Source organism: Roseobacter sp. GAI101 (assembly GCF_000156335.1).
Lineage (GTDB): Bacteria > Pseudomonadota > Alphaproteobacteria > Rhodobacterales > Rhodobacteraceae > Sulfitobacter.
In genome coordinates this window covers 706,600-729,832 of record NZ_DS999213.1, presented here as the reverse complement: position 1 = coordinate 729,832, position 23,233 = coordinate 706,600, and the positions used below count along the sequence as shown (strand labels likewise).

The 23,233-nt window shown below is 60.6% G+C and carries 22 protein-coding genes; 13 read left to right on the top strand and 9 right to left on the bottom strand.

Translation table 11 applies throughout. The annotated features are described in order from the left end of the window. A complete protein-coding gene (locus RGAI101_RS22080) occupies nucleotides 1-174 on the bottom strand; it encodes a hypothetical protein (RefSeq protein ID WP_037227264.1) in 174 nt (57 codons plus the stop codon). Beyond that, nucleotides 171-710 (bottom strand): hypoxanthine phosphoribosyltransferase, encoded by a 540-nt coding sequence (gene hpt / locus RGAI101_RS03415; RefSeq protein WP_008229056.1) that lies wholly within the window; start codon nucleotides 708-710, stop codon nucleotides 171-173. The genes RGAI101_RS22080 and hpt overlap by 4 nt, the downstream gene beginning before the upstream one ends. 67 nt (nucleotides 711-777) lie before the next feature. On the opposite strand from hpt, the gene RGAI101_RS03410 reads away from it, so the two are divergent. Further along, nucleotides 778-1,233, top strand: a complete 456-nt coding sequence (locus RGAI101_RS03410; protein ID WP_008228587.1) for a type II toxin-antitoxin system RatA family toxin — start codon at nucleotides 778-780, stop codon at nucleotides 1,231-1,233. Between the two features lie 13 nt (nucleotides 1,234-1,246). Beyond that, on the top strand, nucleotides 1,247-2,530 hold the full coding sequence (locus RGAI101_RS03405; protein WP_008229116.1) for an MmgE/PrpD family protein: 1,284 nt from the start codon (nucleotides 1,247-1,249) through the stop codon (nucleotides 2,528-2,530). Here RGAI101_RS03405 and RGAI101_RS03400 read toward each other — a convergent pair. The 4 genes from RGAI101_RS03400 to RGAI101_RS03385 all read right to left on the bottom strand — a co-directional run bounded on the left by RGAI101_RS03400 (nucleotide 2,518) and on the right by RGAI101_RS03385 (nucleotide 5,951). Further along, nucleotides 2,518-3,699 (bottom strand): ammonium transporter, encoded by a 1,182-nt coding sequence (locus tag RGAI101_RS03400; protein WP_008227342.1) that lies wholly within the window; start codon nucleotides 3,697-3,699, stop codon nucleotides 2,518-2,520. The two genes, RGAI101_RS03405 and RGAI101_RS03400, sit on opposite strands and share 13 nt — an antisense overlap. 164 nt (nucleotides 3,700-3,863) lie before the next feature. After that, nucleotides 3,864-4,337, bottom strand: coding sequence for a CinA family protein (locus RGAI101_RS03395; protein ID WP_008225997.1), 474 nt, complete (start codon nucleotides 4,335-4,337; stop codon nucleotides 3,864-3,866). Further along, complete coding sequence (locus RGAI101_RS03390) at nucleotides 4,324-4,815, bottom strand: phosphatidylglycerophosphatase A family protein (RefSeq protein WP_008228185.1); 492 nt, start codon at nucleotides 4,813-4,815, stop codon at nucleotides 4,324-4,326. Before RGAI101_RS03390 ends, RGAI101_RS03395 begins: the two co-directional genes overlap by 14 nt. Continuing rightward, nucleotides 4,812-5,951, bottom strand: a complete 1,140-nt coding sequence (locus tag RGAI101_RS03385; RefSeq protein WP_008225974.1) for a bifunctional 2-C-methyl-D-erythritol 4-phosphate cytidylyltransferase/2-C-methyl-D-erythritol 2,4-cyclodiphosphate synthase — start codon at nucleotides 5,949-5,951, stop codon at nucleotides 4,812-4,814. The genes RGAI101_RS03390 and RGAI101_RS03385 overlap by 4 nt, the downstream gene beginning before the upstream one ends. A gap of 179 nt (nucleotides 5,952-6,130) precedes the next feature. Here RGAI101_RS03385 and dusB point away from each other — a divergent pair, with 179 nt between their 5' ends. From dusB to ntrX, 5 genes are all read left to right on the top strand, one after another. After that, complete coding sequence (gene dusB, locus RGAI101_RS03380; RefSeq protein WP_008226681.1) at nucleotides 6,131-7,117, top strand: tRNA dihydrouridine synthase DusB; 987 nt, start codon at nucleotides 6,131-6,133, stop codon at nucleotides 7,115-7,117. Next, a complete protein-coding gene (locus RGAI101_RS03375) occupies nucleotides 7,114-8,229 on the top strand; it encodes a two-component system sensor histidine kinase NtrB (protein WP_008226540.1) in 1,116 nt (371 codons plus the stop codon). Before dusB ends, RGAI101_RS03375 begins: the two co-directional genes overlap by 4 nt. Before the next feature lies 1 nt (nucleotide 8,230). Continuing rightward, the gene (locus RGAI101_RS03370) at nucleotides 8,231-9,598 is read left to right on the top strand and encodes a response regulator (protein ID WP_008228528.1); all 1,368 of its coding nucleotides are present in this window, start codon (nucleotides 8,231-8,233) and stop codon (nucleotides 9,596-9,598) included. Nucleotides 9,599-9,730: 132 nt separating this feature from the next. Further along, complete coding sequence (locus RGAI101_RS03365; protein ID WP_008226583.1) at nucleotides 9,731-11,953, top strand: sensor histidine kinase NtrY-like; 2,223 nt, start codon at nucleotides 9,731-9,733, stop codon at nucleotides 11,951-11,953. Next, nucleotides 11,946-13,358 (top strand): nitrogen assimilation response regulator NtrX, encoded by a 1,413-nt coding sequence (gene ntrX, locus RGAI101_RS03360; RefSeq protein ID WP_008226985.1) that lies wholly within the window; start codon nucleotides 11,946-11,948, stop codon nucleotides 13,356-13,358. Before RGAI101_RS03365 ends, ntrX begins: the two co-directional genes overlap by 8 nt. Nucleotides 13,359-13,369: 11 nt before the next feature. On the opposite strand, the gene RGAI101_RS03355 is transcribed toward ntrX, so the two are convergent. Then, nucleotides 13,370-13,840 carry a hypothetical protein gene (locus RGAI101_RS03355; RefSeq protein ID WP_037227257.1) on the bottom strand — a complete coding sequence of 157 codons (471 nt, stop codon included), beginning with the start codon at nucleotides 13,838-13,840 and terminating at the stop codon, nucleotides 13,370-13,372. Between the two features lie 135 nt (nucleotides 13,841-13,975). On the opposite strand from RGAI101_RS03355, the gene trkA reads away from it, so the two are divergent. The 5 genes from trkA (at nucleotide 13,976) to RGAI101_RS03330 (ending at nucleotide 19,113) form a co-directional block, all read left to right on the top strand. Then, entirely contained in the window at nucleotides 13,976-15,352 is a 1,377-nt protein-coding gene (gene trkA, locus RGAI101_RS03350) for a Trk system potassium transporter TrkA (RefSeq protein ID WP_037227254.1), read from the top strand. A 40-nt stretch (nucleotides 15,353-15,392) separates the two neighbouring features. Further along, complete coding sequence (locus tag RGAI101_RS03345) at nucleotides 15,393-16,928, top strand: TrkH family potassium uptake protein (protein ID WP_008229139.1); 1,536 nt, start codon at nucleotides 15,393-15,395, stop codon at nucleotides 16,926-16,928. A 140-nt stretch (nucleotides 16,929-17,068) separates the two neighbouring features. Further along, the gene (gene hfq / locus RGAI101_RS03340; protein ID WP_007119530.1) at nucleotides 17,069-17,308 is read left to right on the top strand and encodes an RNA chaperone Hfq; all 240 of its coding nucleotides are present in this window, start codon (nucleotides 17,069-17,071) and stop codon (nucleotides 17,306-17,308) included. Beyond that, nucleotides 17,305-18,603, top strand: coding sequence for a GTPase HflX (gene hflX / locus RGAI101_RS03335; RefSeq protein ID WP_050763172.1), 1,299 nt, complete (start codon nucleotides 17,305-17,307; stop codon nucleotides 18,601-18,603). The genes hfq and hflX overlap by 4 nt, the downstream gene beginning before the upstream one ends. Nucleotides 18,604-18,711: 108 nt before the next feature. Next, the gene (locus RGAI101_RS03330) at nucleotides 18,712-19,113 is read left to right on the top strand and encodes a DUF2177 family protein (RefSeq protein ID WP_008227738.1); all 402 of its coding nucleotides are present in this window, start codon (nucleotides 18,712-18,714) and stop codon (nucleotides 19,111-19,113) included. Between the two features lie 70 nt (nucleotides 19,114-19,183). On the opposite strand, the gene RGAI101_RS03325 is transcribed toward RGAI101_RS03330, so the two are convergent. Then, the gene (locus RGAI101_RS03325) at nucleotides 19,184-19,747 is read right to left on the bottom strand and encodes a pseudouridine synthase (RefSeq protein WP_008227372.1); all 564 of its coding nucleotides are present in this window, start codon (nucleotides 19,745-19,747) and stop codon (nucleotides 19,184-19,186) included. Further along, complete coding sequence (locus RGAI101_RS03320; RefSeq protein ID WP_037227250.1) at nucleotides 19,744-22,212, bottom strand: penicillin acylase family protein; 2,469 nt, start codon at nucleotides 22,210-22,212, stop codon at nucleotides 19,744-19,746. Before RGAI101_RS03320 ends, RGAI101_RS03325 begins: the two co-directional genes overlap by 4 nt. A 99-nt stretch (nucleotides 22,213-22,311) precedes the next feature. On the opposite strand from RGAI101_RS03320, the gene RGAI101_RS03315 reads away from it, so the two are divergent. After that, nucleotides 22,312-23,175 (top strand): NAD(P)-dependent oxidoreductase, encoded by an 864-nt coding sequence (locus RGAI101_RS03315; protein ID WP_037228964.1) that lies wholly within the window; start codon nucleotides 22,312-22,314, stop codon nucleotides 23,173-23,175. Nucleotides 23,176-23,233: the final 58 nt, after the last annotated feature.

Sequence of the window (23,233 nt, the reverse complement as noted above, 5' to 3'; positions counted from 1 at the left end):
TTAAAACCGGCGGCCCATACGTTCAGCCGTCGCCCAGTCCGGCCAATAGCCGGCGTATTCCACGCCAAAGATGATGGCCGCGATCAAAATAATGCCAAAGATGAACTTCACCCGCCGTGGCGACGGCGGGTTTTGCACCCAGCGTTTCATCCGCATGAACCATACGATGTTCATGATGTGAAACGGACCTTGCCGATATAGGGCAGGTTGCGGTTACGTTGCGCGAAATCGATCCCGTAGCCCACGACGAATTCATCCGGGATCTCGAACCCTGTCCAATCCGCTTTCATGTCGACCTCGCGCCGGCTGGGTTTATCCAGCAAGGCAATGGTTTTCAGCCGTGCAGGCTCGCGCGAGATAAGCAGATTGCGCACGTGATGCAGGGTATGGCCCGTATCGACGATATCTTCGACGACCAGCACATCGCGCCCTTCAATTGCGCCGCGCAAGTCCTTGAGAATACGCACTTCCCTGCTGCTTTCCATGCCGTCGCCATAGCTTGAGGCCTCAAGGAAATCGACCTCAATCGGCAGGTCCAGTTCACGCACCAGATCGGCGATGAACACGAAGGACCCGCGCAACAGCCCCACGACGGTCAACTTGTTCGTGCCTTCAAATTCCGTTTGGATTTCGCGGCACAGTTCTTCGATCCGTGCGGCAATCGCCTTGGCCGAGATCATTTCGTCGATGACATAAGGGGGCGTCGGCATGGATTCTACCTTGAAAAAGGGGCGTTTAAGACTCCATAAGGGCTAACTTCTAGACAGACGGAAATCAATGCCTACCCATTCAGAGACCCGCGAACTGCCCTATACCGCCCAACAGATGTATGATCTGGTGGCCGATGTGGCGTCATACCCCGACTTCCTGCCCTGGACCGCCGCCGCGCGCATCAAAAGCCGCGAGGACAAAGGCGATCACGAGGTGATGGACGCCGATCTGGTGATCAGTTTCAAAGTATTCCGCGAACGCTTTACAAGCCGCGTGGTGCTATGGCCCGAAGCCAAAAAGATCGACACCGAATACCTGGACGGGCCGTTCAAGTTCATGAAATCCAACTGGCATTTCGAAGACGCGCCCAACGGCGGTTGCAAGGTGCATTTCTTTGTAGATTTCGAGTTCAAGAATATGGTTCTGCAAAAGATCATCGGCGTCGTATTCAACGAGGCGATGCAGCGGGTCGTGCACGCCTTCGAAAAACGTGCGGCCGCACTTTATGGAACCCCAAGCTAGACAGGACAACGCCATGCCGGGAATTACGGACCATCTGATCCGCTTTGCGCAAACGCAGCCACCCCGGGATGCCTTGGCCATGTTGCGCCTGTCGCTGTTTGACTGGACCGCCTGCGGTATTGCGGGGGCGCAAGACAGCGCTTTCGACGGCTTTGTCGCGGTCCATCACGCCAGCGGCGGTACTGCCGAGGCAACGGTTCTGGGCGGTGGGAAGCTGCCAGTGGCAACGGCCGCGCTGATCAACGGGACCCTGTCCCACGCGCTGGATTACGACGACACCCATTTCGCCCATATCGGACACCCCTCTGTCGCCGTTCTGCCTGCCGTTCTGGCAATCGCAGAACGGGATGGCCTTGCGCTGTCGCAAGTGATCGAAGCGGCAACTTTGGGCATCGAGGCGTCCATTCATGTGGGGATCTGGCTGGGCCGCGATCACTATCAGGTTGGCTATCACCAGACCGCAACCGCCGGAGCCTTCGGCGCGACGCTGGCCGTGGCCCGTCTGATGAAGCTTGATGCAGACAGGACACGGATGGCGCTAGGGCTCTGCGCCAGCTTGGCCTCGGGCCTGAAATCCCAGTTCGGAACCATGGCGAAACCGTTGAACGCCGGGCTTGCAGCGCGTGCAGGGGTCGAGGCGGCAGTCTGGGCACAGGCCGGCATGACAGCGGCACCGGACGGTTTGGCCGGACCTCTGGGCTTTGGCCCGACCCATCACGGAGAGGGCGATGAAGCGGCGTTGGCGACGATCGGGCAGGGCGTCTGGCAGATCGAAAGCATCAGCCACAAGTTTCACGCCTGCTGTCACGGGTTGCACGCCATGCTCGAGGCATTGGGCGATACGCAGATCGACCCCCTCGTGATCGCGCGGATCGACATTGAAACCCATCCGCGCTGGATGAGCGTTTGCAACATCGCGGATCCGGACACAGGGCTGGGGGCGAAATTCAGCTACCGTCAGACTGCCGCCATGTCTTTGCTGGGCCAAGACACCGGGGCCATCGCCAGCTATACCGAAGCGATCACTACACGCAGCGATGTCATATCGCTGCGGAACCTGATCAACGTAGCTGAAAACCCGGACCTGTCCGAGATGCAGTCGCGGGTAAAGATAACTTTGAAAAACGGCGACGTTCATGAACTGCAGCATGATCTGAATGCCGCGATCCCCGCCGACATCCGCGCGTCAAAGCTGCGGTCCAAGGCGGCGGGGCTATTGGGGCAGGCGCAAGCCGATGCCCTGTGGGTTGCGTGTCAGGGCGACGATGCCGCCGCCCTGATGGCTCAGCTCGTGTGATCGTAGGCGCGCTCTCCGTGGACCGAAATATCCAGGCCTGAGGTTTCTTCGTCCTTTGACACGCGCAGCGGAGTGATCGCCTTGCAGATGAATACCAGCACAAGCGTGACGACCGTGGTGTAGACCCCGACGATCGCCAGTGATCCCAACTGCGCCGCCCAAGTGCCCGCCCCGAAGGCGGCAATCATGATCGTGCCAAAGATACCACCCACACCGTGCACCGCAAAGACATCCAGCGTGTCGTCAATCTTGATCTTGTTGCGGATCAGGACGACGGCTTCCTGACACAGAACACCCGCGACGGCACCGATCAGCAACGCCTCCCATGGCCCGACGAACCCGGAGGCGGGCGTGATCGACGCAAGCCCCGCAATCGTACCGGTCACGATGCCCACCATGGAGGATTTACCGAATTTAACCCGCTCCCAAAGCGCCCAGGTCAGCGACGCGGTCGCCGCCGAGATATGCGTGACCGTGATCGCCATTGCCGCGCCACCGTCAGCCGCCAGTTGCGAGCCGCCGTTGAAACCGAACCAACCGACCCAAAGCATCGCGGCACCGATCATCACGTAACCGGGGTTATGCGGCGGCGTGTTGTGGTTCATCCGCGGACCAAGGAAGATAGCGACGATCAGCGCCGCAAGACCTGCGGTTTCATGCACCACGATACCGCCCGCGAAATCACGCGCGCCGATCTCGCCGAAGATGCCACCATCCGCCAGAAAACCACCGCCCCAGACCCAATGTACCACCGGCGCATAGCACAGCAGCATCCACAGGCCCGAAAACAGCAGGACAAAGCCAAAACCGATCCGCTCAACATAGGCACCGACGATCAGCGCGGGCGTAATGATGGCAAAGGTCATCTGGAACGCGAAGAACAAGACCTCGGGCAGGGTGCCCGACAGGCTGTCGGCGGTGACACCGTTCAAGCCCATCTTGTCCAGACCGCCCCAGAACCCTGATGTCCCGGATCCAAAAGCAATGGAATAGCCGAACAGGAACCAAAGCACGCTCATCAAGCAGGCGATGGCATAGCAGTGCATGAACACGCTCAGCACGTTGCGGCTGCGCACGAGCCCGCCGTAAAAAAGGGCAAGCCCCGGCAATGTCATGAACAAGACCAAGGCCGTCGCGGTCATGATCCAGGCTGTATCTGCGGCATTCATAATGTGATGTCCCCCCATCGGATTTTTTAGTTGTATGGGGGTGAAGCGGATGCGGCCTTGGGAATAAAGATAAAATACAGGCGCACACGGCTATTTTTAAGGCGGTTTGCGATGTGACCGTTATTTAGGCGCTTTGGGCGACCTGCTGCATCAAACTTGTGCGTTTATGAAACAGCCTGCAAAAGCAATGACAATGCATGATCGCGCGCAGCAAGACGGACCCGATCACGCCCCAAAGCGCCAAAGTCGCATGTCTCGGCCTGCAGGATGTTGCGCGAGGCCAGCCCAAAGCAAACGCGCCCTTCGGGTTTGTGTTCGGACCCGCCGGGCCCTGCAATCCCGGTGATCGACACTGCAATCTGCGCCATGGAACGCGCCAGCGCGCCCTGCGCCATCTCGCGGGCAACCTCTTGGGAAACGGCACCGAATTGGTCCAGCGTCGCAGGCGAAACCCCCAGAAGGTCGATCTTGGCCGCGTTGGTATAGGTGACGAAGCCACGATCGAACATCCCGGACGATCCGGGCAAATCGGTCAGGGCCGCCGCAACCATGCCGCCTGTGCAACTTTCGGAGCAGGCAAACATAACGCCGCGCGCCTTGGCCCGTTCAAGCAGAATCGCCGCGTCAGAGAAGGCCATGATATAGTCCCGCCATCGCAATAACGCCGAGCAGCGCGAACAGCCCCGCGATCACATCATCCAACATCACCCCCAACGCATCGCCGCGCCGGTCGGCCCAGCCCACCAGCAAGGGTTTCCAGATGTCGAACAGACGAAACAGGGCAAACGCCGCGATCCAGCCCGGCCACATCTCCAAGATGTTCAACCCCATCGTCCACGCCGCATAGCTGAGCGGCAAAAGCGCGATCCACTGACCTGCGACCTCGTCAATCACGATCTCTGACGGGTCATGGTCGGTGCTGCCGGCGGTCATTTGCGCCGTCGCCCACCAGCCAGCGGCAAAGGCAATCACGACGCCAGCAACCAGCAATGGAAATCCGCCGATCACATGCAGCAACCACCCCCAGGGCAGGGCAACAAGGGACCCCCAAGTGCCCGGGGCAGGGCGGATATAGCCGACACCCAGAACGGTACCGATCATTTTTGCAAATTTCATAGTTTCACCAATGTTGCTGTGGCCATGCAGGCGATGCCTTCGCCGCGGCCGGTAAAGCCAAGCCGCTCCGATGTGGTCGCCTTGACCGACACGCGCGAGATTTCAAGCCCCAGATACGCCGCCATCACGCGGCGCATCTCGGCGGCATGGGGACCGACTTTGGGATATTCGCAGATCAACGTGCAATCGACATGTGTCAGGGTAAACCCTTCGCTGCGGGCAAGGTCTGCGGCATGGGTCAGAAAAATGTGGCTTTCAGCGCCCTTCCACTGCGGATCAGAGGGGGGAAAATGCTGGCCGATGTCCCCCATCGCAAGTGCGCCATAGATCGCATCAGTGACCGTATGCATCCCCACATCGGCGTCCGAGTGGCCGACAAGCCCCTGATCATGCGGTATTTTCACGCCGCAAAGCGTCACATGATCGCCGGGACCAAAGGCGTGTACGTCAAAACCGTTGCCAGTGCGAATGTCCAATGAGGCCTCCAATATTCGGGCAGCGCGGGTCAGATCGCCCGGCATGGTGATTTTCAGGTTATCGGCGCTGCCGGGGGTGATGGCAACGGCCATTCCCGCGGCACGTGCGACTTCGACATCATCGGCAGCAATTCCGTCAAATGTGGCATGGGCCAGCCGGATCGCATCCGCATCGAACCCCTGCGGTGTCTGAGCGGCAAAAAGGGCGGTGCGGTCTTGGGTGCCTGCAACCTCTCCGTCTTCTCCCAACCACAGCGCGTCGGTAACCGGCAGGCCGGGGGCGGCGGCGGGTACGTCCCTCAGCGCGTCGATGACGGCGTCAATCACATCGGCCGAAACGCAAGGGCGGGCCGCATCATGTATCAACACCTGATCCGCCGCCATAACCGCCAGCCCGTTGCGCACTGATTCTGCGCGGTTCGCACCGCCTTGCGCGATTACGCAGCCCTGCGCCGCAAACCCCGGTGCCTCGGCCATGTCCGCCGGACTTAGGACGACGATGATCTGGCTGATCGCCGGATGGCGCTGAAACGCCGCCAGCGTATGGTCGATCACCCGCTTACCACACAGGGACTGCCACTGCTTGGGCACAGGCCCACCCGCGCGGGTGCCACGCCCGGCAGCAACGATGAGTGCGGCAATTCTTGGCGGTGATGACATCCGAGCCCCCTGTTTCACGCTATATTTCTAAGCATTGGTACCGTCAGGTGCAACGCCCCGCCAGAGCCGCCTAAAAATTAAGCATCCGATGCGTAAATACCCCGCAATCTGCTTTGGATTGATTGAGTTTACCCCATCATGGGGATACACCAAGATCAACTGCACAAGGATTAAGCGTTTTGGCCCTGCCTGATCTGCCCTTTACCCTCGACCCGCCTGTTTTGCTGGCACCCATGGCGGGGATCACGGATTTGCCGTACCGCAATCTGGTTGCGTCTTTCGGGGCCGGTCTTGTCGTGTCCGAAATGGTCGCCAGCGAAGACATGATCAACGCACGCCCCGGCACCCGCGAGAAGGCCGAGCTTGGCCTCGGGATCGAGGGGACCGCCGTACAACTGGCCGGTCGCGAAGCCGCCCCGCTGGCCGAAGCGGCCCGGATGGTCGAAGCACAGGGCGCGCGGATCATCGACATCAACATGGGCTGTCCAGCCAAGAAGGTCACGCAAGGCTATTCCGGATCGGCGTTGATGCGCACGCCCGACTATGCGTTGACCCTGATCGAAGCCGTCGTGAACGCAGTCAAGGTGCCTGTGACGTTGAAAACCCGCCTGGGCTGGGACGACGCGATGCTGAACGCCCCCCAGATCGCCGCTGCCGCCGAAGCTGCCGGCATCACGATGATCACCATCCACGGCCGTACGCGCTGCCAGTTCTACAAGGGTGCTGCGGATTGGGCCGCGATTTCCAAGGTAAAAGACGCCGTGTCGATCCCGGTGATTGCCAATGGCGATATCATCGACACTGACTCCGCCAGCACGGCGCTCAACCAATCGCGCGCGGACGGGGTGATGGTCGGGCGCGGGTCGCAAGGGCAACCCTGGATCCTGGCCGAGATTGCGCACCAACTTTATGGCACTCCTGCACCGGTCGTGCCGCAAGGCGCTGACTTTGCGCGCATGGTCGGGGATCATTATGAAGAAATCATCCGGTTTTACGGGGTCACCATCGGACTGCGCGCCGCGCGCAAACATCTGGGCTGGTACATGGACACGTGCGCCACGCCGCGCGATCTGCGCCGCTCTGTGCTGACGGCACCTGATGTGCAGACCGTCCAACACCTGATCCCGTCGGCCATGCATCCCGGCCAGGAACTGGTGGCGGCATGATGGATATCGAGAATGACACCATTTTCAGCTCCCTCCCGGTTCCTGCGGTTCTGATCGGTCCCGATGACAAGATCCTCGACATGAACCCCGAAGCCGAAGGGTTCCTGAATGCCTCGGCCAAATACGCCAAGGGCATGCCGGTCTGGGACATGATCGCCGTAGATGCCCCTCTGGAAGAAGCCTTTGCCCGTGCCCGCGAAAACGGCACACCGCTGTTCGTCAATGATGTCGATGTCGGCAGCGGCCAGCGCGCGCCCTTGCAATGCGCCTTGCATCTGGCGGCTCTGACCGGAACCGACGGCGATATGATCATGATGATCACGCCGCGCGAACTTGCCGGGCGTATGACCCAGAACAATTCGGTCAAATCCGCGGCGAAATCCGCGATCGGCATGGCTGAAATGCTGGCCCACGAGATCAAGAACCCGCTGGCGGGTATCACCGGTGCCGCGCAGTTGCTAAGCATGAACTTGAACGCCGAAGATCTTGAGTTGACCGATCTGATCGTCGCGGAATCCCGCCGCATCGTGAAGCTGCTGGAGCAGGTCGAGCAATTCGGCAATCTGATGCCGCCTGAGCGGACATCGATGAACCTGCACGATGTTCTGGACCGCGCGCGCCGTTCGGCGCTGTTGGGGTTTGGCGCGCGGATGCGGATCATCGAAGATTATGACCCGTCCTTGCCCCACGCCTTGGGCGACAAGGATCAACTGCTACAGGTGATCCTGAACCTGCTGAAAAACGCCTCGGAGGCGGCGGGCGATCAGGGCGGCACGATCCGCCTGCACAGTTATTACGAACATTCCTTCCGCATGCGCCGCTCTGATGGCACGGGCCAGTCGCTGCCCTTGCAGATCGAGGTGATCGATGATGGCCCCGGTTTGCCCGAAGGCATTCGCGCCGATATCTTCGAGCCCTTCGTTTCCGGCCGCGAAAACGGCACCGGCCTTGGTCTGGCTTTGGTCAGCAAGATCATTTCCGACCACGACGGTTGGATTTCGGTCAATTCGGTCCCCGGCAAAACCGTATTCCGCATTTCGCTGCCCCGCGCCGATACCGCGCAGATGGGTGCCGCGCAAATCGCCCCCCTTGCCCCCCAACAGGAGAGATAACATGGATGGTACAGTTCTGGTCGCCGATGATGACCGCACAATCCGCACCGTTCTGACCCAGGCATTGACGCGGGCAGGGTGCAAGGTGCATGCCACGTCCAGTCTGACCACGCTGATGCGGTGGGTGGGCGAAGGCAAAGGCGATGTCGTGATCTCGGACGTGGTGATGCCCGACGGCAACGGCCTTGAGATGCTGCCGAAAATCGCCCAGGACCGTCCCGGCCTTCCGGTGATCGTGATCTCAGCGCAAAATACGATCATGACGGCGATCAAGGCCGCCGAGGCCGAAGCCTATGATTACCTGCCCAAGCCCTTTGACTTGCCCGACCTGATGAAGCGCACGGCCCGCGCGCTGGAGCGCAACGGGGCACCGCGCCGCGTTGTCGAAACGAATGACGCAGGCGACCGCGACGATCTGCCCTTGGTGGGGCGCACGCCGGTGATGCAGGCGCTGTACCGCGTTGTCGCACGGGTGATGAACACCGATCTGCCCGTGTTGATCTGGGGTGAATCGGGCACCGGCAAGTCCCTGATCGGCAAAGCCATTCACGACTTCTCGGACCGTCGCAATCTGCCCTTCGTCACCGTCAACTCTGCCGAACTGCAGGATATTGAAGGGCCTGCGCGCGTCCTTGCACGGGTGCGCGGGGGGACGTTGCTGATTGATGAAATCGGTGATTTCTCAGAAGAAATTCAGGCCCGCATCGCCCGCATGATGGACACGCCCGGCGACCATGCGCCGCGTTTTCTGGCCACCAGCCAGTCCGATCTGGCCGCCGCGATGAAGGCCGGCACATTGCGGCGCGACCTATATTACCGTCTCTCCGGTGCGACGTTGCATGTGCCGGCCTTGCGCGACCGTGTAGAAGACATCGGATTGCTTGCGGCGCATTTTCTGGAGCGTTCTGAAACCGGCAACACCGCGCCGCGCGCCCTTTCCGAAGGGGCCGCGAAGGTCTTTGCCAACTACCAATGGCCCGGCAACGTTCGCCAGCTTGAGCACGCTATGCGGCAGTTGGCGCTGACCAGCCGCGCGCCTGAAATTACCCAGACCGAAGCCGAACAGGTGCTGGGCGCGCAGCCCGATCCCGAACCTTTGCGCGCACAGGCAAACACGGAAAAGCTGGGCGCGTCGGTCGAGCGGCATTTGCGCCGGTATTTCGACCAACACGGGTCAATGTTGCCGCCCCCGGGGCTGTACGCGCGGATCCTTCGCGAGATTGAGGCACCGTTGATCGAAATTGCCCTTTCCGCCACGGCAGGGAATCAGGCTAAATGTGCTGATCTCTTGGGAATCAACCGCAATACCTTGAGAAAAAAAATCACAGATCTCGATATAGAGGTTACACGCGGCCGCAAAATGATGTAAAAGAGCCACATAACCGTGGCCATCAGGTATCAGACCCTGATCAGGACCACATAAATGGGCGGTTGGTGCAGTTATGCATCACATCATCGGTGAGGATAGCGGGTGCTAACCCGGTCACGCAGCTATTATCTATTGCGGCTGGAGCGGTTACGCCGTGTTCGGCGCTATCGCAATCTGGCGACCTTCGGGCTTGTGGTCCTGGGGCCGATCTTGGCGCTTGTCACCTATCTGGTGCTGGGGCCATTGGGGCAGGGGGCCAATACGCCCAGCCTGCGGCTGATCCTGCTGACCGACCTTGTTTATATTCTGCTGGTCGCCGCCCTGGTCTTTAGCCAGATCGCGCGTCTGGTTGCCGCGCGGCGGGCGAAGTCAGCCGGATCACGGTTGCATTTGCGGCTGACGGGTGTGTTCGCGCTAATGGCGCTGATCCCGACGGTCAGCGTTGCGGTTTTTGCGGGGCTCACGATCAATGTCGGCCTCGAGGGATGGTTTTCCGATCGAGTGCGCAGCGTGGTGGGCAATTCACTGGCCGCTGCCGAAGCCTACGAATTCGAACAGCGCGACGATCTGCGCACCGATGCCGTCACCCTTGCACGTGCGATCGAAGCCGCCCGCGCCCAAGGGGTCAACATTCCCGACACGCAACTTTTGGCCGAAGGCCAGCGCCAGATTCAGCGTGGCCTGCGGGAGGCTTATCTGATTGATGGCACAGCAGAAATTCGGGCGCGGGGGGACAGGTCCTACCTGTTTGACTACGATGCGCCCACGGCCGAGCAGATCGCCGAAGCCCGCTCCAACGAGGGGTCCCCGGTGGTCATCGAAGATTGGCCCAACAACGAATTTCGCGCGCTTATCCTGCTGGGCTCTTATCTGGATCGCTACCTTTACATTAGCCGCGATGTGGATGGTGAAATCCTGTCCCTGCTGGACGAGACCAAGGAAACAGTCCGGCTGTATCAACAGCTTGAAAGCGAGCGCGGCAAGCTGCTGTTCGAATTCGGCCTGCTTTATGTGGGCTTTGCTTTGATCCTGATTTTGGCCGCCGTCTGGCTGGGCCTGTGGTTCGCCGAACGGCTGTCCGGCCCCGTAGGGCGGTTGACCGGTGCGGCGCAGCAGGTCGGGGCAGGCGACCTCGAGGTGCAGGTGCGCGAAGAAAAGGGCGACGACGAAATCGCGATGCTGGGGCGCTATTTCAACCAGATGACCAAGCAATTGAAGGGCCAGCGCGAGACGTTGCTGGACAACACCCGCCAGATCGAACGCCGCCGTCGCCTGTTCGATTCCGTGCTCAGTTCAGTCACATCAGGCGTTGTCGGGTTGGACCCGGAGGGGCGTGTGGCCTTCGTCAACCGCTCTGCCATGCGCTTGCTGGACTGGGAAGAAGACCAGCAATCGCTTGCGATTTCAGTCGCCGTGCCCGAATTCGGCCCATTGTTCGATACCGTCGTGACAGGCCGGGGCGAGGTGGCGCAAGGCGAGGTAAAGGTATCGCGTCAAGGCCGGATGGAAAACCTGCTGGTGCGCGTCGCCACGCGGCGCACGGACGAAGGCAGGCTGGAAGGCTATGTGGTCGCCTTCGATGACGTGACCGATCTGGTCAGCGCCCAGCGAATGGCGGCGTGGGGCGACGTAGCCCGTCGCATCGCCCACGAGATCAAGAACCCGCTGACCCCGATCCAGCTGAGCGCGGAACGCATCCAGCGCAAATTCGGCCCCAAACTGCCCGATGACGCAGCGAAGCTTGAGCAGATGACCGGCGTGATCATCCGCCAGACCGGCGACCTGCGGCGCATCGTCGACGAATTCTCAAAGTTTGCGCGGATGCCGGAGCCTGAAACATCGCTTCAGGATGTGACAAAGCTGGTGCACGACGCCGTCATGTTGCAGCAGGCCGGGCAGCCCGGCGTCAGGATCACCGTCGATCAACCAAGCGCACCTGTGATCGCGCAGATCGACGCCACGATGATGTCACAAGCGTTGACCAACCTGATCAAGAACGCCGGCGAAGCCATTGAAAGCCTTCAGAAAGACGCGGCCCCTGATGATCTGGACCCGCAGATAGAGGTCAAGCTGCGCACCACTGAAAAAACCGTCGAAATCACCATCGCCGACAACGGCATCGGCCTTCCCGAAGACCGCGCCCGCCTGTTCGAGCCCTATGTGACGACCCGCAGCGAAGGTACCGGCCTTGGCCTGCCCATCGTCAAGAAGATCATCGAAGAACACGGCGGCACTTTGACGCTGGAAAACGCCCCGACCTTCGCCAACCAGACCCATTTCGGTGCCATGGCAATCATCACCTTGCCCCTGGCCCCAACCTCTCAGCCCAACGCATTGGAGACCCAAGATGAGTGACATCCTAATCGTGGACGATGAACGCGACATTCGGGAATTGATTTCCGATATCCTCGAGGACGAAGGCTATGCCACCCGGCTTGCTGGCAATTCGGACGAGGCGATGAACGCCATCAATGCCGAAGCACCTGCGCTGATGGTGCTGGACATCTGGCTCAAGGACAGCCGGATGGACGGGATCGACATCTTGAAATCCGTGAAGCGGGACAATCCGGATGTGCCGGTGGTCATCATCTCGGGGCATGGGAACATTGAAATTGCCGTCGCAGCGATCAAGCAGGGCGCGTATGATTTCATCGAAAAACCCTTTAACATTGACCAGTTGCTGGTGGTGATCCGCCGGGCGATGGAAACCTCGCGCTTGCGCCGCGAAAACCAGAGCCTCAAGCGGCGCGACGTGACCAGCACCGAAATGATCGGTACCTCGACCGCTTTCAAGACGTTGATGGGGCAGTTGGACAAGGTCACGAAATCGAACGGGCGGGTGATGCTGCGCGGACCTGCCGGGGCGGGCAAGGAAATCGCCGCGCGCTATATCCATGCCAATTCCGCGCGCGCCTCTGCGCCCTTTGTCACCGTCAACTGCGCCAGCGTTGCACCCGACCGGATGGAAGACGTGCTGTTTGGCCGTGAAACCCCCGAGCGAGGCGTTGAACCGGGGTTGCTGGAACAGGCCCATGGCGGTGTGATTTTCTTTGACGAGGTCGCGGATCTGCCGCTTGGCACCCAGTCGAAGATTTTGCGCGTGCTGGTGGATCAGCAGTTCACCCGCGTCGGCGGGGCCGATAAAATCCGAGTCGATCTGCGGGTAATTTCCAGCACGAACAAGGATCTCGATGCTGCAATCCGTGCGGAAACCTTCCGTCAGGAGCTTTATCACCGGCTGAACGTGGTGCCCATTTCGGTGCCGTCCCTCGAAGACCGGCGCGAGGACATTCCGGTTCTGGCAGAACATTTCATCAATGATTTCAACGCGTCCCAAGGGCTGCCGTTGCGGTCATTCACCGATGACGCCGTGGCCTTGCTGCAGACCATGATCTGGCCCGGCAACGTGCGCCAGTTGAAAAACCTCGTGGAACGGGTGCTGATCCTTGGCGACGGGTCCGGCCCGATCGAAGCGCGCGAATTGCCCGGGGAGGATGAGAACACCGACGAAGACGGCCGCGTCGTTCTGTCCGGTGCGCTGGCGACCCTGCCATTGCGTGAAGCCCGCGAGGCGTTTGAGCGTGAATATCTTCTGACCCAGATCAACCGGTTTGGTGGCAACATCAGCCGCACCGCGAACTTTGTCGGCATGGAACGGTCGGCGCTGCACCGCAAGCTGAAAAGCCTCGGGGTCGTGACCTCGGCCAAGTCCGGCACGCGCATCGCCCATGTCGACGAGGACGCCGATGCGGTGACCTGACCTGAGCGGCGTTAGCCTTGGTTGACGATCTGGAAACTGCCGTCCCGATTTCGGATTACGCAGGATTTTTCGGATAACGGGGGCAGGGTGGCAGTTGCCCGCACCGGGGCGGCCTTGGCCACGCCCTGCGGACAGGGGGGGATGGATACGGGCGCAAAACCGGCGTCCGCCATACATTGCACTTCGACCTGCTTGCGTAGACCGAGGTTGCGGTCAACGGTATAGATCTCGCCCGGTTCGAAATACCCCGGTATGGCCACGCATTGCCCCTCGTTGTTGCACTGAAGGCGTGGCGGAACATAATAGGGCGGTTCGCGGACAATCTGGGTCGAGACAGGGACCTTGGCCAAGGCATCGACCTTGCAGGCAGTGGTCTGGCGCTGCGCGACGGCAACGCTGGCACCGGGCTTGTAATAGATGTTCAAGGGCGCGCACGCCGACACAGCCAGCAGGCCGCTTGTGAAAATCAGTCGAATCCTCATCGTTCCCACCCCTTGTGCTATCCCCATTTTGACATTTGAATTGACCCTTGCATAGCCATCTGTCATTCAAAATGACGGTCCATCCGGTGTTTACCCTTGTTTGGGCCATCGGGCACGAAGCCAAAGGAACCCTTCATGAAAGTGATTATTTGTGGCGCAGGTCAGGTTGGCTGGCAAATTGCGCGCCATTTGTCCGGGGAACGCAACGACGTCACGATCGTGGACAGCAACGCCGATCTGGTACGCCGTGCGACTGATACGCTGGATGTTCAGGGCATCGCCGGTTTTGCAAGCTATCCCGATGTGCTGGACCGCGCCGGGGCCCGCGACGCCGAAATGATCATTGCTGCCACCCATTCCGACGAGGTCAACATGGTGACCTGTCAGGTTGCCCATTCGGTCTTTGGCATCAACCGCAAGATCGCGCGCCTGCGCAGCCAATCCTATCTGACCGCGATCTATTCCGACCTGTACCGCCGCGATCACATGCCCATCGACGTGGTGATCAGCCCCGAAAAGGAAGTTGCGGCCGCGGCCCTGCAACGCCTGTCGGCACCTGCCGCTTTCGACACCGAAGTTTTCATGGACGGGATGGCCCATCTGATCGGTATCCAGATCGAAGAAGACTGCCCCGTCGTCAACACGCCCTTGCGCCAGCTGACCGACCTGTTTTCCACCCTGCGCGCCGTGGTCGTCGGTGTGCGCCGTGATGGCACGCTGTTTGCACCGGAATCCAAGGACCAGCTGTTTGTCGGCGACGCCTGCTATGTATTCAGCCACCGCGAGGACATTCCGCGCACGTTGGAGATTTTCGGCAAGACCACCAGCAAGCTGGAACGCGTCGTGCTGGTCGGCGGGGGCAATGTGGGCCTTGCCGTGGCTCAAAGCCTTGAGCAGCGCGAAAAGCGTGTGCGCGTCAAGATGATCGAGAAAAGCCGCGCCATTGCAGAACTTGCCGCCGAAGCGCTGGAACGCACGATCGTGCTGAATGGCGACGGTCTGGACGCGTCCTTGTTGGCCGAAGCAGGGATCAGCCGTGCCGACGCCATGATGGCCATCACCGACGACGACAAGACCAACATGCTGGCCTGCGTGCGCGCCAAGGCCGAAGGGTGCCCCTATGTGATCGCCCTGATCAACGACCCGACGCTGGTCCCCTTGATGGAACCGCTGGGCATTGATGCCTACATCAACCCGCGCGCCACCACCGTCAGTTCGATCCTGCGCCATATCCGGCATGGCCGCGTCCGGTCGGTTTATTCCATCGGCGACGCCGAGGCCGAGGTGATCGAGGCCGAAGTGTTGTCCACATCGCCGATCGCCGGCCGACGTGTCTCAGAGATTGATTTCCCCGAAGGGGCGCTGATGGGGATGGTCCGCAAGGGCGATCAGGTGATCCGGCCTCTTGGCAGCACCCGTATCGAAGAAGGTGACGTGATCGCTGTTTTCTGTCTGGCCAAGGATGTGCCGCAGGTCGAACAGTTGATGCAGGTCTCGATCGACTTTTTCTGATGCAACGACAGGTTCCAATGCAAGAACGGGGCGACACCGCATGAGACGCAAAAGCCAGATCAGGGCCGGTTTCGTGGAATTGCCGTTGTTCTTGCTGATCTTCGGCATTTTCTGCGCCTCGATGATCATCCCGGCGTTTTATGCGGTGGTGACCCGCGACCATCTGGCATCGCGGGCATTTTTCTATTCCTGTATTCTGGGCATGGTGGTTTTCACCCTGATCGGGATCGCCCATTCCGGGCGCAAGACCCGTCACGGGGCCTTGGGCCCGCTGCTGTCACTGCTGTCCAGCTTTTTGCTGCTGCCCGCACTTCTGACGATCCCCTTTCTCGAGGCCTTGCCGACCACCCGGTTTATCAACGCCTATTTCGACATGGTCAGCGCCATCACGACCACCGGTGCCTCCATGTTCGAAGACCCCGGACGCCTGAGCGACAGCTTGCACCTATGGCGCGCGCAGGTGGCGTGGATGGGCGGGCTCTTGATGTGGATCGCGGCCTCGGCCATCCTCGCACCGCTGCACCTTGGCGGTTTCGAGGTCACCGCGCAGGCAGAGCCGGGCAACCCCGATGCTCGCCGCAGCACGACGGCCCCGGTCAACCCGCGCTTGCGACTGCTGCGGACGGCGGCGGCGCTGGCCCCGACCTATCTGGCGCTCACGCTGTTGCTGTGGGTCTTGTTGCTGGCAAACGGGGACCGGTCGCTGGTGGCGCTGTGCCATGCGATGTCGGTCATGGCGACCTCGGGCATCTCGCCACTGGGTGGCACACACGACACCGGCGTCGGTTTCGGCGCGGAATTCGTGATGATGTTATTCATGCTGTTTTCCCTGTCCCGGCTGACGTTTTCCAAGGATACGATTACCGCCACCCAAGGCGGGCTGCGCACGGACCCCGAATTTCGCATGGGGCTGGCACTGATATTCGGTGTGCCGATCATGCTGTTTGCCCGCCATTTCATCGGCGCTTTCGATGTGGCGGCCAGCGCCGAAGGACAGGAGACCTTTGGGGCACTGTGGGGGGCGGTGTTCACGGTGACGTCTTTCCTGACCACGACCGGTTTCGTCAGCGCATCCTGGGGACAGGCCCAAAGCTGGTCCGGGCTGGACACGCCCGGTCTGATCCTGATGGGCCTTGCGCTGATCGGGGGTGGCGTTGCGACCACCGCGGGCGGTGTAAAACTGCTGCGGGTCTTCGCGCTTTACCGCAACGGGGCGCGCGAACTTGAACGGTTGGTCTATCCGAACTCGGTTTCCGGTGCGGGGGTCGTGGGCCGCCGTCTGCAAAGCAACGGTGCTTTCATCGCGTGGATCTTCTTTATGCTGTTTGCTGTGTCGCTGGCTGGCGTGACCTTGTTGCTGACCTTCGTCGGTGCACCGTTCGAAGATGCATTGGTGATGTCCGTCGCCACCCTGACCACCACCGGCCCGCTGATCGAATTTGCAGCCGATGCCCCGATCGCCCTGATCCAGCTGAGCGATACCGCCAAAATGATCCTATCCGGTGCAATGGTGCTGGGACGGCTCGAAACACTTGCGATTATTGCGCTACTGACCCCGGATTTGTGGCGCGCGTGACACGATAGGCACGTTGTCGCACCTGGCCTGACCATATTGGGGGTGGAATCTCTGTGCGCAGGCCGCCATAGTTAAATCAAACGGGGGTTCGATCCGCGGACACCAGCAAGAATAACAGCAAGAACAAGGGCGAGACCACTATGGCGTCTGACAGACAGAACCTTCAGGATGCATTCCTGAATCACGTGCGCAAAACCAAGGTGCCAGTCACCATCTTCCTGATCAACGGGGTCAAGCTGCAAGGCGTGATCACATGGTTCGACAATTTCTGCGTGCTTTTGCGCCGGGATGGGCAGTCGCAGCTTGTGTACAAGCACGCGATTTCGACCATCATGCCAAGCCAGCCGATCTCGCTTTACGAGGGTGAAGACGCCTCTTGAGCCGGCCACCTTTTCAGATCGACGACACCGATGGGCCCAAGTTTACGCGGGCTTGGGTGTTGCACCCTGACATCAAAAGCAACAATGACCGCCGAATCGCGGAACCCGCCTTGGCGGAAGCAGTCGCCCTGGCCGAAGCCTTGCCGCAGCTTGAAGTGACAGGTGCCGACGTCGTGCCGCTGCGGACGGTCAGCGCAGGCATGTTGTTCGGTTCCGGCAAGATCGAAGAGCTGAAGCAGAAATTCGAAGCCGCCGAGGTCGAACTGGTTCTGGTCGACGGGGCCGTCACCCCGGTGCAGCAACGCAACCTGGAAAAAGCCTGGGGCGTCAAACTGCTGGACCGTACCGGTCTGATCCTCGAGATATTCAGCGACCGCGCCGCGACCCGCGAAGGCGTACTGCAGGTTGAAATGGCGGCGTTGAACTATCAGCGAACGCGTCTTGTGCGCGCCTGGACCCACCTTGAGCGTCAGCGCGGTGGGCTTGGCTTTGTCGGTGGTCCCGGCGAAACCCAGATTGAATCCGACCGCCGTGCCATCGACGAACAGTTGGTCCGCCTGCGCCGTCAGCTCGACAAGGTCGTCAAAACACGCGCGCTGCACCGTGCCGCCCGGGCCAAGGTACCTTACCCGATTGTGGCCCTTGTCGGCTATACCAACGCAGGCAAATCGACCCTTTTCAACCGGTTGACCGGTGCCGATGTGATGGCCAAGGACATGCTTTTTGCCACCCTTGACCCCACCATGCGCAGCCTCGTGCTGCCCGACGGCCCCGAGATCATCCTGAGCGATACCGTCGGCTTCATCTCTGATCTGCCCACGGAACTGGTTGCCGCCTTCCGGGCGACATTGGAAGAAGTGCTGGCGGCAGATATCATCTGCCATGTGCGCGATATTTCCCATGCCGAAACGGAAGAGCAGGCACAGAACGTCCGCGATATTCTGGCGTCCTTGGGCGTGCCCAAGGAAACCCGCAGCTTTGAAGTCTGGAACAAGCTTGACCTGCTGGCCCCCGACCGCGCCGATGCCGTGCGCGCGCGGGCCGAGCGTGACCCCAACGTATTGGCGATCTCGGCCATCACGGGCGAGGGGCTGGAGCAGATGCAATCGGTGATTGCCGAAGCGCTGCAAGGCGTGGTCCGCGAGGCTGATCTGGTACTGGGCTATGATCAGGGTAAAAAGCGCGCGTGGCTCTTTGAGCAAGAGGTCGTTTTGAACGAGGAACAAACCGAAGACGGTTTTGTTCTGACCGTGCGTTGGTCAGCCCAGCAAGAGGCGCAGTTCCAGCGTTTGTAGAGCGCCTGTTGCGGGCGGGCTAATTTTTTTGAAAAAAATTGACCGGAAAATTCGAATTTTCCGCGTCCGGCCGCATATGTAGTCAAGAACTCATCGGCGGGAGGCCTTATGACGATCATCATCCTTTACTGTGTGACCTTTGCCATCTTTCTAGGGCTTGATTTTCTGGGGCTGAATTTTCTGATCAAACCCGTCTTTGCCCGCGACATCGGTCCCTTGCTGCTGGACAGCTTTCGGCTGCTGCCCGCATTCGTCTTCTATGCGTTCTATATCGCCGTGCTGCTTTATTTCGTGTCGATGCCCGGCCTTGCGCAAGACAAGAGCCTGTTGTGGGTGTTTTTCAACGGCGCGCTGATCGGGGCCTTGGGATATGGCACGTATGAATTCACCAACCTTGCGACATTGAAGGACTGGACCCCGCAGATGGTCGCAACGGATTTTAGCTGGGGTGTGTTTTTAACCGGCGTATCGGCCACGGCAGGGGTCTGGATAACGCGGGTCATTGCCTAGCGCGACAGCGGGATGGGGGGCCAGCCCCCCCGGCCTTTTGCCGCCCCCCGGGATAGTTTTCCATTTGGAATCAACGGCCCGTTTCTGAAGAAAACCGCCAGGTGCCCGGGCGCATCGCGTTGAGCTGCCAGTCACCGATTTGGGCGCGGATCAGGCGCAGGGTTGGCAAGCCGACATGGGCAGTCATGCGGCGCACCTGCCGGTTCCGGCCTTCGGTGATCGTGATGGACAGCCAGGCATCCGGCACGGATTTGCGAAAGCGCACCGGCGGATCGCGGTCCCACAAGCCAGCGGGCGTGTCGATCAACGACACTTTTGCCGGAGCCGTTTTGCCATCCTTGAGAGTAACGCCTTGGCGCAGCGCGTTGATAGCGGCGTCATCCGGTGTCCCTTCAACCTGGACCCAATATGTCTTGGCCAGTTTGTATTTAGGGTGTGAGATGCGGGCCTGAAGCGCACCATTGTCGGTGAGCACTATCAGCCCTTCGCTGTCGCGGTCCAACCGGCCAGCGGGGTAGAACCCTTTTTCATCGATGAAACCCGACAAGGTCGGACGCGGAGACCCTTCGGTGCCCTTGTCGGTGAATTGGGACAGCACGCCGAAAGGTTTGTTGAACAGAATGACGCGGTTCATGGCGCAGCCGGCAGCAGTTTTGTGATCCCGACCGAAGCGGCGCGGGCCAGACCTTCGTCCAGAGACATCGGGATGTATTCGCCACGCCGCCAAAGCTGTGCCAGATCGTCGTAGTGGCGAGACAGGAAGTGGCCCGATTGGCCGGTCGATGTAATGAAAACCGATGAATCCGGATCGGCAAAATCATAGACGCCCCGGAACCCGGCACCATGAACGTTAAAGAAAGGATCAGGGCCGCTGCCCGCCGTCCGTCCGCGTTGCAAGGTGTTGTCGCCGCCGGACGTGGACTGGCGGATGTTCACGAAATAGCGCAGCAACGGCACATTCCCCAAGGTCTGGTGGTCATGGGTCGCCTGATGCGCATCGCCCCACCGCAGGGATTCCAGCTGGCCACCCCATGTTTCGTTGATCCAGATCAGGGCGTCGTCAAGGGCCAGCAGCGCCATTTCGGGGCAGGTCTCAACCGGTGCGGATTGCAGCACGTCGCACCAGACCGCAGCACCGTCGACATTGCGGAAGACCCGTTCGATAAACAATGGCTCCACGTGGTCGAATTCCGCCGCCAGCGGGCCAAGCTCGTCCTGAATCAGGCGTGCTTGCAGGGCGCGCAGCCACGCCGCATAGATCAGCGGTTCCGGCATGTGTTCATTCATTTCGCCGGACCATCCTGCCAACAGAACCAAGGCCCGCTGCCGCTGCCGTTCGGCCGTGCCTTCGGGGGCGGTTTCGCCGGTAAACCACAGTTCTGCCCCGATCAGGGGCAGCAAGCCGCGGGCGGTGAAGCTGACCGTGTCGAGTTGCGCTTCGATGAAACTGTCGCGGGTATGGACCTGGCGGCGCTGCATCAGGTTGCGCCACCGTTGGATGCGCTGCGTGTCGCCCCAGGCGTAGGACACGTGGTTCGGAAAGGGGCGTTCGACGGTTTTGTTGTTGGTGTTACCCAGGATACCGCCCTGGGGCGCGATAAATTCAGGATTGGCGCTGAAAGGCAGGGTGCCTTGCCAGCGGTTTTCCGCAATCCAGCCGGGTGTGGGCATACGGCCCTGGCTTTGATGGCCGGGATCGCGGGCAGGAAGCGCACCGATCGTTTTCATCGCGATCGTTTCGCGGTCTACAAAGGTCACGTTCTGCGACGGCGCAATATAGCTGGCCGAGGCCGCAATGCCCTCTCGAACCGATTTCGCCTCCATCATGGCCATGGCGGCGGCGATGGACGTGTCTTTGGGGCTGAGCGCGGTCCAGTTCAGGGAGGCAACATGGCCCGGCGGCGTGATGGCGGCCAGATTGTAGTGACTGCCCGGAAGCACGGGGCCGTTGTCGGTCCAGCGCAAGGTCAGGGTGATGGGATCCGCATCCTTGACCGTGATGATGGAAGCGCGTTTGACGAACGCCTTGAACCCGTCGGGGGTGCGGTATTCCTCGCTGTTGTCGGGGTTGAGTTCCTCGATATAGACGTCCTGGTCGTCGGCATAGGACGAGGTCAGGCCCCAGCCAAGTGCGGCGCTGCGGCCCGTCAGCACCACGGGGATGCCGGGGATCGTACCGCCGATCACACCGCCTGATTGCAGTTCCAGCCGGGCAAGATACCAGACGGAAGGCGCGGTAAAGCCAAGATGCGGGTCATTGGCCAAAAGCGTCCCCCCCGAGGCTGACCGGTCGCGCGCAGCCGCCCAGGCGTTGGAGGCCCCCGCGAGATCAAAGCTTTTGAACGGCGACAGCGGGGACGGGTCAAGCGGGATATTCTCGGCAAATTGCGGGACGCCCGGTACAAGAGCGGCATATTCGGGCAGCGCGGCAATGCCGCTGCCGGGCGAATCGGGCAATATATCGACCAGACGGTCCAGATCGGGCAGCGCCAGCGAGGTCCGCGCGCGCTTGACCTCGGCGTCCAGATGGCCGGACAGTTGCAAGGCCAGCAGTTTGACCAAGGCCACGGAATCAGCCGCACGCCACGGGGCCACAGGCGTGTCGAACAGCAACATTTCAGGGGCACCACGGCCCAAGGCTTCGGAGTTGATCTGGTCAAGGCGGGCGTTCACCCCAGCCGCATAGGCATCCAGAGAGGCGCGGGTTTGCGGATCAAGCGCGTCAACCGACTGCACCGCAAGCGTGGCCAGATCAAAGCGGCGCAACAGCCGGTCGATGCGCACTGTTCTGCTGCCGAAAACTTCGGACAGGCGGCCCTGAACAGTGCGGCGCATCACGATCATCTGCCACAACCGGTCCTGCGCATGGGCAAAACCAAGACCATAGAACACATCAAGATCGTTTTGGGCAAAGATATGGGGCACGTTTGCATTGTCACGCACGATCTCGACTTCGGCGCGCAGGTTCGGCACGACAACGGTATCGTCATAATCAGGCAGCGACCGCGATGCGAGCCAGTAGGCCCCGGCGAAGGCCACAACCGTCAGAACGATCAAAAAGGCGGTCACCCGCATGAGCCACCGGAAAATCACTGCCATTTGACGCTCCTGTTGAAACCCGCGTGCGATTGACCAAAGCCCGCAGGGTGATAGGTGTAGTCCCAGCCAATAGCGCAACTGATGGATAAGGAAAAGACGATGGCAAAACTCGCATTTCTGGGACTGGGAGTCATGGGAGGCCCGATGGCCGGACATCTGCAAAAGGCAGGTCATGAAGTAACAGTATATAACCGCACCGGCGAAAAGGCCCGCCAATGGGCGGAAACCTATGGCGGCAAGATGGCGCAGACCCCGCGCGAAGCCGCCGAAGGCGCAGACTTCGTCATGTCCTGCGTGGGTAATGACGACGATCTGCGCACGGTCACGCTGGGCGATGACGGTGCATTTGCAGGGATGACCAGCGGCGCAATCTTTGTGGATCACACCACGGTATCCGCAGCCGTCACGCGCGAACTTTACGCCGCTGCGGATGCGGCGCAGATCAGCTTTATCGATGCGCCGATCTCGGGCGGGCAGGCAGGGGCCGAAAACGGCCAGCTGTCGATCATGTGTGGCGGCGATCAGGGGGCGTTCGACCGCGCCTTGCCCGTGATGGAGGTTTACTCCAAGATCTGCCGCCGTCTGGGTGACAGCGGTGCCGGTCAGATGACCAAGATGTGCAACCAGATCGCGATTGCAGGGCTGGTTCAGGGCCTGTCCGAGGCGCTGCATTTCGCCCAGAAAGCCGGTCTTGATGGCCGCGCGGTCGTCGAGGTGATCAGCCAGGGGGCCGCCGGAAGCTGGCAGATGTCCAACCGCTACGAGACGATGCTGGACGACAAGTTTGATCACGGTTTCGCCGTGGACTGGATGCGCAAGGATCTGGGGATCTGTCTGGATACCGCGGATGAGATCCAGGCAAGCCTGCCGGTCACGGCCCTTGTGGATCAATTCTATAAGGATGTGCAAAAGCTGGGCGGTGGCCGCTGGGATACATCAAGCCTGATCAAACGCTTTAGCTGAAAACGAATCCGGCCCGCGCATGGCGGGCCGGTTATCTACATAAATTCAGTTACCTACG

Excerpts from the sequence above, each read along its gene's own strand:
- RGAI101_RS03325 (WP_008227372.1), bottom strand. The coding sequence starts at position 19,747 with ATGAACCGCGTCATTCTGTTCAACAAACCTTTCGGCGTGCTGTCCCAA.
- RGAI101_RS03330 (WP_008227738.1), top strand. The coding sequence starts at position 18,712 with ATGACGATCATCATCCTTTACTGTGTGACCTTTGCCATCTTTCTAGGG.
- RGAI101_RS03405 (WP_008229116.1), top strand. The coding sequence starts at position 1,247 with ATGCCGGGAATTACGGACCATCTGATCCGCTTTGCGCAAACGCAGCCA.
- ntrX (WP_008226985.1), top strand. The coding sequence starts at position 11,946 with ATGAGTGACATCCTAATCGTGGACGATGAACGCGACATTCGGGAATTG.
- RGAI101_RS03410 (WP_008228587.1), top strand. The coding sequence starts at position 778 with ATGCCTACCCATTCAGAGACCCGCGAACTGCCCTATACCGCCCAACAG.
- RGAI101_RS03385 (WP_008225974.1), bottom strand. The coding sequence starts at position 5,951 with ATGTCATCACCGCCAAGAATTGCCGCACTCATCGTTGCTGCCGGGCGT.
- RGAI101_RS03370 (WP_008228528.1), top strand. The coding sequence starts at position 8,231 with ATGGATGGTACAGTTCTGGTCGCCGATGATGACCGCACAATCCGCACC.
- RGAI101_RS03390 (WP_008228185.1), bottom strand. The coding sequence starts at position 4,815 with ATGAAATTTGCAAAAATGATCGGTACCGTTCTGGGTGTCGGCTATATC.
- RGAI101_RS03315 (WP_037228964.1), top strand. The coding sequence starts at position 22,312 with ATGGCAAAACTCGCATTTCTGGGACTGGGAGTCATGGGAGGCCCGATG.
- hpt (WP_008229056.1), bottom strand. The coding sequence starts at position 710 with ATGCCGACGCCCCCTTATGTCATCGACGAAATGATCTCGGCCAAGGCG.
- RGAI101_RS03395 (WP_008225997.1), bottom strand. The coding sequence starts at position 4,337 with ATGGCCTTCTCTGACGCGGCGATTCTGCTTGAACGGGCCAAGGCGCGC.
- RGAI101_RS03400 (WP_008227342.1), bottom strand. The coding sequence starts at position 3,699 with ATGAATGCCGCAGATACAGCCTGGATCATGACCGCGACGGCCTTGGTC.
- RGAI101_RS03345 (WP_008229139.1), top strand. The coding sequence starts at position 15,393 with ATGAGACGCAAAAGCCAGATCAGGGCCGGTTTCGTGGAATTGCCGTTG.
- RGAI101_RS03355 (WP_037227257.1), bottom strand. The coding sequence starts at position 13,840 with ATGAGGATTCGACTGATTTTCACAAGCGGCCTGCTGGCTGTGTCGGCG.
- hfq (WP_007119530.1), top strand. The coding sequence starts at position 17,069 with ATGGCGTCTGACAGACAGAACCTTCAGGATGCATTCCTGAATCACGTG.
- trkA (WP_037227254.1), top strand. The coding sequence starts at position 13,976 with ATGAAAGTGATTATTTGTGGCGCAGGTCAGGTTGGCTGGCAAATTGCG.
- RGAI101_RS03320 (WP_037227250.1), bottom strand. The coding sequence starts at position 22,212 with ATGGCAGTGATTTTCCGGTGGCTCATGCGGGTGACCGCCTTTTTGATC.
- RGAI101_RS22080 (WP_037227264.1), bottom strand. The coding sequence starts at position 174 with ATGAACATCGTATGGTTCATGCGGATGAAACGCTGGGTGCAAAACCCG.
- RGAI101_RS03375 (WP_008226540.1), top strand. The coding sequence starts at position 7,114 with ATGATGGATATCGAGAATGACACCATTTTCAGCTCCCTCCCGGTTCCT.